The 12,074-nt window shown below is 70.8% G+C and carries 10 protein-coding genes; 8 read left to right on the top strand and 2 right to left on the bottom strand.

The window, feature by feature from the left end; genetic code table 11:
• Nucleotides 1-245: 245 nt before the first annotated feature.
• A complete protein-coding gene (locus tag ACZ7L1_RS19215; RefSeq protein WP_200422574.1) occupies nt 246-434 on the bottom strand; it encodes a hypothetical protein in 189 nt (62 codons plus the stop codon).
• Between the two features lie 602 nt (nt 435-1,036).
• Between ACZ7L1_RS19215 and ACZ7L1_RS19210 the strand changes: the two genes are divergently transcribed.
• The 8 genes from ACZ7L1_RS19210 (at nt 1,037) to ACZ7L1_RS19175 (ending at nt 11,571) form a co-directional block, all read left to right on the top strand.
• A complete protein-coding gene (locus ACZ7L1_RS19210) occupies nt 1,037-4,792 on the top strand; it encodes a sensor histidine kinase (RefSeq protein WP_471438577.1) in 3,756 nt (1,251 codons plus the stop codon).
• A 9-nt stretch (nt 4,793-4,801) separates the two neighbouring features.
• Nucleotides 4,802-5,215, top strand: a complete 414-nt coding sequence (locus ACZ7L1_RS19205; RefSeq protein WP_103838061.1) for a roadblock/LC7 domain-containing protein — start codon at nt 4,802-4,804, stop codon at nt 5,213-5,215.
• A gap of 111 nt (nt 5,216-5,326) precedes the next feature.
• Nucleotides 5,327-5,725 carry a DUF742 domain-containing protein gene (locus ACZ7L1_RS19200; protein ID WP_103838060.1) on the top strand — a complete coding sequence of 133 codons (399 nt, stop codon included), beginning with the start codon at nt 5,327-5,329 and terminating at the stop codon, nt 5,723-5,725.
• A complete protein-coding gene (locus tag ACZ7L1_RS19195; protein ID WP_054219273.1) occupies nt 5,706-6,281 on the top strand; it encodes a GTP-binding protein in 576 nt (191 codons plus the stop codon). Before ACZ7L1_RS19200 ends, ACZ7L1_RS19195 begins: the two co-directional genes overlap by 20 nt.
• 367 nt (nt 6,282-6,648) lie before the next feature.
• Nucleotides 6,649-9,903, top strand: coding sequence for a sensor histidine kinase (locus tag ACZ7L1_RS19190; protein ID WP_471438575.1), 3,255 nt, complete (start codon nt 6,649-6,651; stop codon nt 9,901-9,903).
• Nucleotides 9,904-9,913: 10 nt separating this feature from the next.
• The gene (locus ACZ7L1_RS19185; RefSeq protein ID WP_004983065.1) at nt 9,914-10,327 is read left to right on the top strand and encodes a roadblock/LC7 domain-containing protein; all 414 of its coding nucleotides are present in this window, start codon (nt 9,914-9,916) and stop codon (nt 10,325-10,327) included.
• A 97-nt stretch (nt 10,328-10,424) separates the two neighbouring features.
• On the top strand, nt 10,425-11,009 hold the full coding sequence (locus ACZ7L1_RS19180; protein WP_471438573.1) for a DUF742 domain-containing protein: 585 nt from the start codon (nt 10,425-10,427) through the stop codon (nt 11,007-11,009).
• On the top strand, nt 10,990-11,571 hold the full coding sequence (locus ACZ7L1_RS19175) for a GTP-binding protein (protein WP_200422570.1): 582 nt from the start codon (nt 10,990-10,992) through the stop codon (nt 11,569-11,571). The genes ACZ7L1_RS19180 and ACZ7L1_RS19175 overlap by 20 nt, the downstream gene beginning before the upstream one ends.
• 263 nt (nt 11,572-11,834) lie before the next feature.
• On the opposite strand, the gene ACZ7L1_RS19170 is transcribed toward ACZ7L1_RS19175, so the two are convergent.
• A complete protein-coding gene (locus ACZ7L1_RS19170; protein ID WP_471438571.1) occupies nt 11,835-12,032 on the bottom strand; it encodes an acyl-CoA carboxylase subunit epsilon in 198 nt (65 codons plus the stop codon).
• Between the last annotated feature and the right edge of the window lie 42 nt (nt 12,033-12,074).

Below are 12,074 nucleotides of genomic sequence, written 5' to 3'. Positions count from 1 at the left end.
ATCGGATCCGCCCGGACCGGCGGAACACCATCGGCCCCTTTCCGGACCGGCGGGCACCGCCGGACCCGTGCGTCATCGGCGGGGCACCGCCGGACCCGTGCGTGATCCGCGGTACGCGTCGGGAGTACGGTCATCCGTTGACCCTTGGTGAGCGGCCGGCCACCAGCGCCACTGGATCCGGCACGGCATACGCGGCGCCCCACGGCCGCCTCGACCCGTTGAGCGTGCGGCACCCGATGTGCGTACTACTGCGCGACGGAGGCCTGGACCGGGACCTCCATGAGGACGGTGCGCTTGGGATTGGCGGTCTGGGTGGGAAGGTCGACGGAGTGTTCCGGGGTCGCCGGCGCCTGCAGCTCCTCGGCGTCGGTGAGGTGCACCAGCGTCGTCCGCCGCGGGTTCGCTATGGTGCGGAACATCATCGTGGTCTTCACTGTTGTCGTCGACCTCGTCGTTGCGGGCGCCGGGCGGGCCTCAAGGGCCGTCGCCGGGGCGCAGGTTGTCGGATTGGCCATCCCTGTAAAGCGTCAGGCTAAACATCCAATTCCCGCGCAAAGCCCTGAAGAGGGTCTGATCACCGTGTGAGTTTGCTCACTGACCGACGGACAAAAAAGGGCAATCGGCACCAGCAACCCCCTTCAGCGAAACGGACATTGTTTCACTGAAGCCCTCATTCCGCTCCTGATCATGGCGACTGGGACACCGGACATCCGTCAACACTTCGCCCGTATGCGCCCGTTATGTACGGGATCAGTTTCTACGTCCGGTGACGCGCCCCTCACAAGGCGTCACGGTAGTCACACGCTCGCCCGTTGGCCTTGTTGGAGATCCGGCACTGTGCTGGAATTCCACGGACCGCCGCGGGATCGCACCGGCGCACAGGGGGCGCAACGCAGCGCCGAAGAGCGGCGGGAAGGGGGAGCCAGCGCCGGTCACTCACGACCACCCGGGGAGCGTATTCAGGGCGCTCCCCACAACGCCGACACCGTCCCACCGCTCGCGCGGAGGGGCGCCTGGTCCAGAGGTTGCGACGCTAGTGCAGGGACGTTTCAAGAGGGATGGCAGCGCTTCGGCGGAGCCGGAGCCGCACGGCGGGACCGACCGCGGTTCCTCGCCCCAGCACGCCCAGAACCCGGGACCGGCACCGGCCGCCGGCGGCCCCGATCGACCCGGGCGTACCGGCGCGCCCAAGCTCGGCACGCCGCCCCCGGCGCCCCCGGCACCCAAGGGCAGCGCTCCCCCGGTCGACGCCGGTTCACGCCTGGCGCTGCGCAACTGGCGCATCTCCACGCGCCTGGTGTCACTGCTGGCGCTCCCCGTGGTCGCGGCGACCTCGCTCGGTGCCCTGCGCATCAGCGACAACGTCGACCAGATCCAGCAGCTCGACAACATGAAGCTGCTGACGGACATGACCCGGCAGGCGACACAGCTCGCGGAGGCGCTCCAGGACGAGCGCGACCAGTCCGCCGGCCCGCTCGCCCACGGCGCGAGCGCGAGCGACTACACGGTCAAGGGCGTCCGCGACAAGACCAACCGCGCCCGCTCCGCCTTCCTGGAGGGCACCCAGGAGATCGGCGACGCCTCCGGCAGCGGCCAGCTCTCGGGTGTGCGCGACAGCATCGTCGGCATCGCGAGCGAGCTGAACAACCTCAGCGCGGTACGCGCCAACGCCTACAAGGACTCGCAGAACTCCACCCAGACGGTCGAGGCCTACCACCGTCTGATCACCGGACTGCTCAGCCTGTCCCAGGACATGGCACAGGCCACCAGCAACCCGGAGATGATCCAGCGCACCCGCGCCCTGGCGGCCTTCTCCACCGCCAAGGAGTACGCGTCGATGCAGCGCGCGGTGATCGCGGCGGCCCTGCCCGCGAGCAACACCACGTTCGGCCATCTCTCCGAGAACGACCGTCAGTACGCCCTCTCCGCCCTGGAGAGCCAGGACTCCGAGCTGGACAGCTTCCGCAGCATCTACGGTGACGGCGCCGAGGACCTGACGAAGCCGATCGACCAGGGCAGCCCGACGATCGAGGCCGCCGACCAGTACGCCGGCCGCGTGCTGAAGAGCTCCAACGGCCTGCAGTCGCAGGACAAGCGCTCGTACAAGGACTGGATCGACGACGACTCGACCAAGATCCAGCAGATGAAGAGCATCGAGGGCACGCTCCTGGAGCAGATGGAGCAGAAGGCCCGCGAGCTGAAGAACGTCTCGCAGCGCGAGGCGATCATCTCCGGTGCGCTGATCCTCCTCGTCCTCGGTGTCTCCCTCGTCGGCGCCTTCGTCGTGGCCCGCTCCATGATCCGCTCGCTGCGCCGACTGCAGGAGACCGCGACCAAGGTCGCCCAGGAACGCCTGCCCGAGCTGGTCAAGCAGCTGTCCGAGGCCGACCCGCAGGACGTCGACACGTCCGTGCAGTCGGTCGGTGTGCACTCCCGGGACGAGATCGGCCAGGTGGCCGCGGCCTTCGACGACGTGCACCGCGAGGCGGTCCGCCTCGCCGCCGAGCAGGCCCTGCTGCGGGGCAACGTCAACGCGATGTTCACCAACCTCTCGCGCCGCTCCCAGGGTCTGATCCAGCGCCAGCTGTCGCTGATCTCCGAACTCGAGTCCCGCGAGGCCGACCCGGACCAGCTGTCCTCGCTGTTCAAGCTCGACCACCTCGCGACGCGTATGCGCCGTAACGGTGAGAACCTCCTCGTCCTCGCCGGTGAGGAGCCGGGCCGCCGCTGGACCCGCCCGGTCCCGCTGGTCGACGTGCTCCGCGCCGCCGCCTCCGAGGTGGAGCAGTACGAGCGCATCGAGCTGGCCGCCGTGCCGACGACCGAGGTCGCCGGCCGCGTCGTCAACGACCTCGTGCACCTGCTCGCCGAGCTCCTGGAGAACGCCACCTCGTTCTCCTCGCCGCAGACCAAGGTCAAGGTCACCGGTCACGCGCTGCCCGACGGCCGCGTCCTGATCGAGATCCACGACACCGGTATCGGTCTGTCGCCCGAGGACCTCGCGGCGATCAACGAGCGGCTCGCCTCGCCGCCCACCGTGGACGTCTCCGTCTCCCGCCGCATGGGCCTCTTCGTGGTCGGTCGTCTGTCGCAGCGCCACGGCATCCGCATCCAGCTGCGCCCGTCCGACTCCGGTGGTACGACCGCGCTGGTCATGCTCCCGGTCGACGTGGCCCAGGGCGGCAAGAAGCCCGCCCCGGGCAAGCCGGGCCAGGGCGCCCCGCACAGCGGTGGCCCGGCCGCCGCTCAGGCCGCCGCCGGCGCGGCCGCGGCCCGACGCCAGGCGCAGCAGGGCAACCGGTCCGCCGGTGGCCCCGGACTCGACGCCGCCGCGGAGCGTGGACAGGTGGGTGCCGGTCAGGGCCCGCGCACCGCGCTGCCCGGCGCCTTCCCCGGTGGCCGCCCCGGCGGACCCGGCGGTCCGCAGGCCCCCGTCTCCCCGCAGGGCCGTCCGGCCCCGGCGGGCGCGGGAGCGGGCGCCGGTGCCTTCGGGCAGAGCGGCCCGCAGGGACTGCAGGCGGCCCAGCCCTTCCAGGCGCCCGGTTCCCGGCAGGGCGGCTTCGGTGACGGCGGCCCGGGTCTGCGCCCGGCCGGGTTCGGCGACAGCGCCCCCGTACCGCCGCAGCAGCCTCAGCAGCAGCAGCAGTCGCAGCAGCCCAAGGAGCGCGGTGGCCGTCGCCGTCCGCAGCTGCCGGGGCGTGGCGGTCCGCGGCCGGAGCTGCCCGGTGCCGGCGCGCAGCAGCGCACGCCGAGCTGGAGCGACGAGAACGCGCAGCCGCCGGTGCCGCGCGCCTCGCTGGACGCCCCGCGCGGCCACGAGGAGCCGGACGCGCTGACCTCGACCTCGCCCATGCCGCGGATCGACGACCGTCAGGGCCCCGGTGCGACGGCGGAGTTCCCGCGGATCGACGACCGCCAGGAGTTCCCGCGGATCGACGACCGACAGGGCCCCGGCTCCACTTCCGATTTCCCTCGGCCGGACTTCAACGCCCCGCGCCCCGCCGCCGATGCCGCGGACAACGGGCAGTTCGTCCGCTCCGACGTCTTCGGCGCCCCAGGTGCGGGCGGCCCGACGGGCCAGTTCCCGGCGGCCGGACAGGGCCAGGACACGGGCCGCTTCCCGGCGCCCGGCCGCGCCCAGGGCCCGGCCACGGGCCAGTTCGCCCCGCAGGGCTACGACGGCTCCAGCACGGGCCAGTTCGCGTCCCCGGGCTTCGGCAACCGCCAGGACCCGTCGTCCACCGGGCAGTTCGAGCGTCCGCAGACGGGCGGTGACGCCTACGGCGCGCCCCGGCCGCCGGCCCCGCAGCAGCCTCAGCGTCGCCAGGAGCCCGAGGCCCTGCCGCCGGCGGCGGGCCCCGGCGACGGGCGCACGCCGCTGTACGACACGCTCGAGACCAACTGGTTCCGCGAGCGGCAGCAGGGCGACGCCCCCGCGCCGCCGCAGGCCGCCCCCCAGGCCCAGCCCTCCCCGGGTCCCCAGCGTCCGGCCGGTTCGGCCTGGCGGACCTCCCCGAACGACGAGCTCGTCCGCCAGGCCGAGCGCGTGCGGCAGCCCGCCTCCGGCGGGGTCACCACCTCCGGCCTGCCGCGCCGGGTCCCGCGCGCGAACCTCGTGCCGGGCACGGCCCAGCAGCAACAGCACCACAGCGGTCCGCAGGTCTCGCGTGCGCCCGACGACGTGCGCGGTCGGCTGACCAATCTCCGACGGGGCATCGCCCAGGGTCGCCAGGCCGGTACCGGCCCCCAGACCGGCAGCTTCCCCAGCCCCACTCACCAGCAGGAGCGTTAGTTGAGCCCGATGAGCCAGGCGGCACAGAACCTCAACTGGTTGATCACCAACTTCGTGGACAACACCCCCGGGGTGTCCCACACCGTCGTCGTGTCCGCCGACGGTCTCCTGCTGGCGCTGTCGGAGGGCTTCCCGCGTGACCGCGCCGACCAGCTCGCGGCCGTGGCCTCCGGGCTCACGTCCCTGACGGCAGGAGCCTCCCGGATCTTCGAGGGCGGCACCGTGGCACAGACCGTCGTCGAGATGGAACGCGGCTTCTTGTTCCTGATGTCCATCTCGGACGGCTCGTCCCTCGCCGTGCTCGCTCACCCGGAGTGCGACATCGGCCTGGTCGGCTACGAGATGGCGCTCCTGGTCGACCGCGCGGGCGCGGTACTCACCCCCGACCTGCGCGCCGAACTCCAGGGCAGTCTGCTCCACTGACCGGCCCCGGTACCACCCACCTCACGAAATCACCGTCAGGCCGCCACAGTCCCCCCACCGGCCCCGTCAGACGGCTAGCCCGACCGACTTGCTGTCCCGCCCGGAGGATTCATGACCCCGCCCACCGCCTCTCACGATCCGTACGCCGAGCCGTACGGGGACGAGGGCGACCAGCCGCTGGTCCGTCCGTATGCGATGACGGGCGGCCGGACCCGGCCGCGCTATCAGCTCGCCATCGAAGCGCTGATCAGCACCACGGCCGACCCGGCCCAGCTGATGGGACTGCTGCCGGAGCACCAGCGGATCTGCCACCTGTGCCGCGAGGTGAAGTCGGTGGCCGAGGTGTCGGCGCTGCTGGCCATGCCGCTCGGTGTGGCCCGGATTCTCGTCGCGGACCTCGCCGAGGCCGGACTCGTCGCGATCCACCAGCCGGGTGGCGACGAGAACAACGGCGGCGCGCCGGACGTGACACTGCTCGAAAGGGTGCTCAGTGGACTTCGCAAGCTCTGACGGAGGGCGGGCGACCACCTCCGCGAAGATCGTGGTGGCGGGCGGCTTCGGCGTCGGCAAGACCACGTTCGTGGGCGCCGTCTCGGAGATCAACCCGCTGCGCACGGAGGCCGTCATGACCTCGGCGTCCGCGGGCATCGACGACCTCACCCACACCGGGGACAAGACCACCACCACGGTGGCGATGGACTTCGGCCGTATCACCCTCGACCAGGACCTGATCCTCTACCTCTTCGGTACGCCGGGTCAGGACCGCTTCTGGTTCATGTGGGACGACCTGGTCCGCGGCGCGATCGGCGCGGTGGTGCTCGTGGACACCCGGCGCCTGGCCGACTGCTTCCCCGCGGTCGACTACTTCGAGAACTCGGGTCTCCCCTTCGTGATCGCCCTCAACGGTTTCGACGGGCACCAGCCGTACACGCCCGACGAAGTGCGGGAAGCGCTGCAGATCGGCCCGGACACCCCGATCATCACGACGGACGCCCGGCACCGGGCGGACGCGAAGAGTGCGCTGATCACGCTGGTGGAGCACGCGCTCATGGCCCGCCTGCGGTAGATCAAGTCGGCGGCACCATACGGCAGTTGTTCTGGATCACCGGGCGCCGGCTGTGGCGTTTGACACGGTCGGCCCCGGTGTTCATAACGTTTCGACAGAGAAATTCGGTGGTACCGACACACCGCGCGGTCGGTCGGTACCGCTGCGCTCACAAAAGCCCCGCCTTTTGGCGGGGCTCGCTCTTTATGACCGTTTTATCTAGGGCATCCAGCCTTCGGAATCCTCGATTCCGAGTGTTTGGAATCGCGCAGGCTGACGTGCTGGAATGCCTGAACTGCCCATGGGTCAAAGACGTACAAGTCTCGGACAGGGCTCTGGAGACACCGCGGCACGACGCAGGTGCCGTCGCCGAGAGGTTGTTGGTCGAGTGAGGCGAAGCAAGAACGGTCCCGAGCCGTCGGCACGGGGCAACTTCACCCCGCCGCCGCGCGGAGCGGCACCCGCACAAGTGCCCGGCCCGGAGCCGACGGCTCTCCCGCCCAGCGGCAGCCGCTTCTCCCCGCGCAACTGGCGCGTGCCGACCAGGCTGAACGCGATCCTGCTCATACCCGTGCTGGTCGGCCTGGTGATGGGCGGCTTCCAGGTGAAGAGCTCGATCGACACCTGGCGGCAGGCGCGGGACGCGGAGAACACGGCCCGTCTCGTCCAGGCCTCCCTGACCTACGCCAACGCGCTCGTCACCGAGCGCGACGTCAGCGCCGCACCCCTCCTCCAGGGCAAGGGCCAGAACGACTCGACGGTCGTCCAGGCACGCGGTGCCACCGACCAGGCAGCCAAGGCCTTCGACCAGGCGGCCCAGAACATGCCTCACACGGCCGGCCTGGAGCGCCGCCTCTCCATCTTCCGCAAGGCAGAGACCAAGCTGCCGGCGCTGCGCCAGGGCTCCTACACCTCCGCCCTGAGCGGGGTGCAGACCGAAGAGGGCTACGTCCAGGTCCAGCACCCGCTGATGGAGTTCGCCAACGAGCTCGGTCTGGGCACCGGCAACATCACCAGCTACGGCCGGACCGTCTACGCCATCTCGCTCACAAAGGCCGCTCTGTCCCTGGAGCGCTCGATCGGTATGCACATGCTGATCAAGCCCGGCACCTCGGACACCAGCCTCGCCAAGCAGCGCGTCGCGCTGTCCTCGTACGCCTACCTCGAGGGCATCGCCGTCGAGGAGTACATCGGCGGCGGTACCCAGGCGGACGCCGACAAGCTCACGGTCCTCCAGAAGAAGATCCAGTCCGACGGCGCGGCGATGGCCCAGCAGGCCAAGGCCAAGGACCCGAGCTACGTGCCCCCGCCGTCCGACCCGACCAAGATGGTCGCGGCTCTCGCCTCGCTGCAGTCCACCGACACCACCGCCCGCGCCGCGCTCGCGCAGCAGGGCGTCACGCCGCAGAACTGGTGGGCGGTCAACACCCTCAAGTTCAACGCGTACCGCCAGATCGAGTCGGACATGGCCGACAAGGCCGTGGCGGACGCCTCGGCCATCGCCGACAACGCCAAACAGTCCGCGTTCGTCACCGGCGCCATCGTCGTCGTCGCCCTGCTCGCCGCGTTCATCATCGCCGGTCTCATGGCCCGCCAGATGAGCCGCTCGATGCGCCAGCTGCGCAACGCGGCCTTCGGCGTCGCCGAGCAGCGCCTGCCGATGCTGGTCGACCAGCTCTCGCGCACCGACCCCGGCCGTGTCGACACCCGGGTCGCGCCCATCCCGATCTCCTCCACGGACGAGATCGGCGAGGTCGCCCGCGCCTTCGACCAGGTCCACCGCGAGGCCGTCCGGCTCGCCGCCGAGCAAGCCCTGCTGCGGGGCAACATCAACGCGATCTTCACCAACCTCTCGCGCCGCAACCAGTCGCTGATCGAGGGCCAGCTGACCCTGATCACCGAGCTGGAGAACAACGAGGCCGACCCGGACCAGCTGGAGAACCTGTTCAGGCTGGACCACCTCGCGACCCGTATGCGCCGCAACGGCGAGAACCTCCTCGTCCTCGCCGGCGAGGAGCCCGGCCGCCGCTGGGACCAGCCGGTCCCGCTGGTCGACGTGCTGCGCGCCGCCTCCTCCGAGGTGGAGCAGTACGAGCGCATCGAGCTGTCCGGCGTCCCGGAGGCCGAGATCCACGGCCGCGCCGTGACCGACCTCGTGCACCTGCTCGCCGAGCTGCTGGAGAACGCCACGACGTTCTCCTCACCGCAGACCAAGGTCCGCGTCACCGCGACCCGTCTCCCCGACGGCCGCATCATGATCGAGATCCACGACAAGGGCATCGGCCTGACCGCCGAGGACTTCGCGGACATCAACCACAAGCTGGCCAACCCGCCGACGGTGGACGCCGCGATCTCACAGCGCATGGGCCTGTTCGTGGTCGGCCGGCTGTCCGACCGGCACGGCATCCGGGTCCAGCTGCGTCCCTCGGGCGAACAGGCCGGCACCACCTCGCTGGTCATGCTGCCCGACGCCATCACCCACGGCGGTGGCGGCGAACAGCCGCTGGAGCGCGACGAGTTCACCGTCTCCCAGATCATTCCCGAGCAGTATCCCTTCCAGGGCGAGAACTTCGACGGGCAGCCGCTGCGGACGGCGGCGGAGCTGGGCTTCGACGACAGCCGCTACACCGAGGTCCCGAACGACATACGCGAGTTGAACCCCGTCGGCCGCTCGCTGATGCGCGAGGAGCGCCGTGCGGCCCTGGAGGCTCAGGTCCAGGGCACGAACCGGCAGCAGGAGCCGCAGGAGAGCGATCGGACCGCTCCCTCGTACCAGGACGGCTACGAGACGCGGCAGCCCGCGTACGGCGACGGACAGCACGCGTACGACAACGGTCAGTCCCCGTACGACAACGGGCAGCACGCGTACGAGGAGCAGCAGGCCGCGTACGACCAGCAGACGGCGTACGCGGAGCCCCAGCAGACTGCGTACCAGGATCCGTACTTCTCCCAGAACGGCGGCCTGCCGCAGAACGACGGCTTCCCGTCCGGTGGCGGCTACCCGGAGCCCGCGTATGCGGAGCAGGCGCCGGAGGGCCGTATGGCGGACCGGTCCGGTCCGGCGGAGACGTTCTCCGCCCTCGAGGAGGCGTCGTACCAGGACGACTGGCCCCAGCAGGACGACTTCCAGAGCGGCTACCGCTCCGAGTACGCTCCCGAAGCGGAATCCGCGCAGGCCGGTGACGTAAGTGAGCGGGACCGCGTAGGCTTCGACCGTCCGGGACCGTCTCCCTCCGCCGGCCACGAGCTGACCGATGCCGGACTGCCCCGCCGCGGCTCCACCGCGAACGGCACCGCCGGCCGGCCCCAGCCCGTGACGCAGGATCCGCCGGCGGCCAAGGAGACGGGCGGCGACTGGCGCTCCGCGAACGACGAGCGGTGGCAGCAGGCAGCGCAGCTCCGGAAACCCAAGGCGGGCGGGGTCACCGCTTCCGGTCTGCCTCGACGGGTACCCAAGGCGAACCTGATCGAGGGCGCCGCGGAGGCGACCCCGCAGGGAGGCCCCCAGGTCTCCCGTGCCCCCGAGGACGTCAGGGGCAGGCTGAGCAACCTGCGCCGAGGCGTCCAGCGGGGACGCCGAGCAGGCAGTGAAACGAACGGCCAGGGCTTCGGTCCTGACAGCACCTACAACCAGGAGCGTTAGTGTGAGCCCGATGAGCCAGGCGGCACAGAACCTGAACTGGTTGATCACCAACTTCGTGGACAACACCCCCGGGGTGTCCCACACGGTGGTGGTCTCCGCCGACGGACTCCTTCTGGCGATGTCCGAAGGCTTTCCGCGCGATCGCGCCGACCAGCTGGCGGCCGTCGCCTCCGGTCTGACCTCGCTGACCGCGGGCGCCTCCCGCATCTTCGAGGGCGGCAGTGTGAACCAGACGGTTGTGGAGATGGAGCGGGGATTCCTCTTCATCATGTCCATCTCCGACGGTTCGTCGCTCGCGGTACTCGCACACCCGGAGGCGGACATCGGCCTCATTGGGTACGAGATGGCGCTCCTGGTGGATCGTGCCGGTACGGTCCTGACTCCGGACCTTCGTGCGGAGCTCCAGGGCAGCCTTCTCAACTAGAAGACGGACGGTGCGTTTGAGCGTCCCGGGGCCGTAAGGTTTCGGGACGCGGCTTCCACAGGGATGGGTGCCCGGCGCAGTCGGAGGAGGAGAGAACGTGGCAACACCCCCAGGCGGTTCGCCTACCGGCAACTGGTCCTACGGCCCCGGTCAGGGCCCGGGCCAGGGTGACCAGAACCGGTACGACTTCCCCTCCGCGCCGGGCCAGTGGCGGCAGCCGTACGCGCCGCGGGGCCCCCAGGGCCCGGGTCCGTCTCCGTACGACCAGCCGCCGGCGCCGCGTATCCAGCCCGTGCAGCCGCAGCGCCGCTCGCCCGAGCCGGCGCCCGCCGGGTCCTCGAACAACCCTCTGGTGCGCCCGTACGCCATGACGGGTGGCCGCACCAGGCCGCGCTACCAGCTCGCCATCGAGGCGCTGGTGCACACCACCGCGCAACCGCACCAGATGCAGGGCCAGTTGCCCGAGCATCAGCGGATCTGCAACCTGTGCCGGGAAATCAAGTCGGTGGCCGAGATCTCGGCCCTCCTCACGATCCCTCTCGGCGTGGCCAGGATCCTCGTCGCCGACTTGGCGGAGGCGGGCCTGGTCGCCATCCATCAGCCCGGCGGCGACGAGAACGCCGGCGGCCAGCCAGACGTGACACTGCTCGAAAGGGTGCTCAGTGGACTTCGCAAGCTCTAGCGGCGGTCCTTCCCGCTCCACCACCTCCGCGAAGATCGTGGTGGCGGGCGGCTTCGGCGTGGGCAAGACCACGTTCGTCGGCGCCGTCTCGGAGATCAACCCGCTGCGCACGGAGGCCGTCATGACGTCTGCTTCGGCGGGCATCGACGACCTCACCCACACCGGGGACAAGACCACCACCACGGTGGCGATGGACTTCGGCCGTATCACCCTCGACCAGGACCTGATCCTCTACCTCTTCGGTACGCCGGGCCAGGACCGCTTCTGGTTCATGTGGGACGACCTGGTCCGCGGCGCGATCGGCGCGATCGTCCTGGTGGACACCCGGCGCCTGGCCGACTGCTTCCCCGCGGTCGACTACTTCGAGAACTCGGGTCTCCCGTTCGTCATCGCACTCAACGGTTTCGACGGGCACCAGCCCTACACGCCCGATGAGGTGCGCGAGGCGCTGCAGATCGGCCCGGACACCCCGATCATCACGACGGACGCCCGGCACCGGGCGGACGCGAAGAGTGCGCTGATCACCCTCGTGGAGCACGCGCTCATGGCCCGGCTTCGCTAGTTTCGGCCACCGGGCTGCGCCAGCCGGTCGTACGCCGACTGCGGGTGGTTCGTCGTTGCTCGCGCCCACGCTGCGGAACCGCAGGTCGATACAGCCCTGCGCCCCTCGAGGGGCCCACCGGGGGCCCCTTCTCATGGAGGGGCCCTTACTCGTCCTCGGCCGTATCCGCCCGCGTACCCGGCCGGAACCCCCTTCATGCCTGCGCAGCAAGAAGGGCCCCTCCCGAGCGGAGGGGCCCTTCAGGAACGGCTCGGGCAGCGCGGCTACGCGTGCCAGCTGTGCGGGGCGCGGAAGCCCGGTTCGCGCTCGAGGCGGCGCCAGCCTGCCTTGGCGCGGCCCCGGTGGGACACGGTCGTGGCAGGGGTCTGGGCCGCGGCGCGGGCCAGGAGAACGGCCGTGATGGCGGCCACTTCCTCGGGCTCGGCGTGGCCCTTCTCGACGCGGATGTCAGGGTTGCTCATGGGTGTCAGTCTCCGTGAGAGAGGGGTCCGCGGGGTTGCCGC

This window comes from Streptomyces sp. NPDC107546, assembly GCF_055639175.1.
This window is presented reverse-complemented; position numbering and strand designations above follow the sequence as displayed.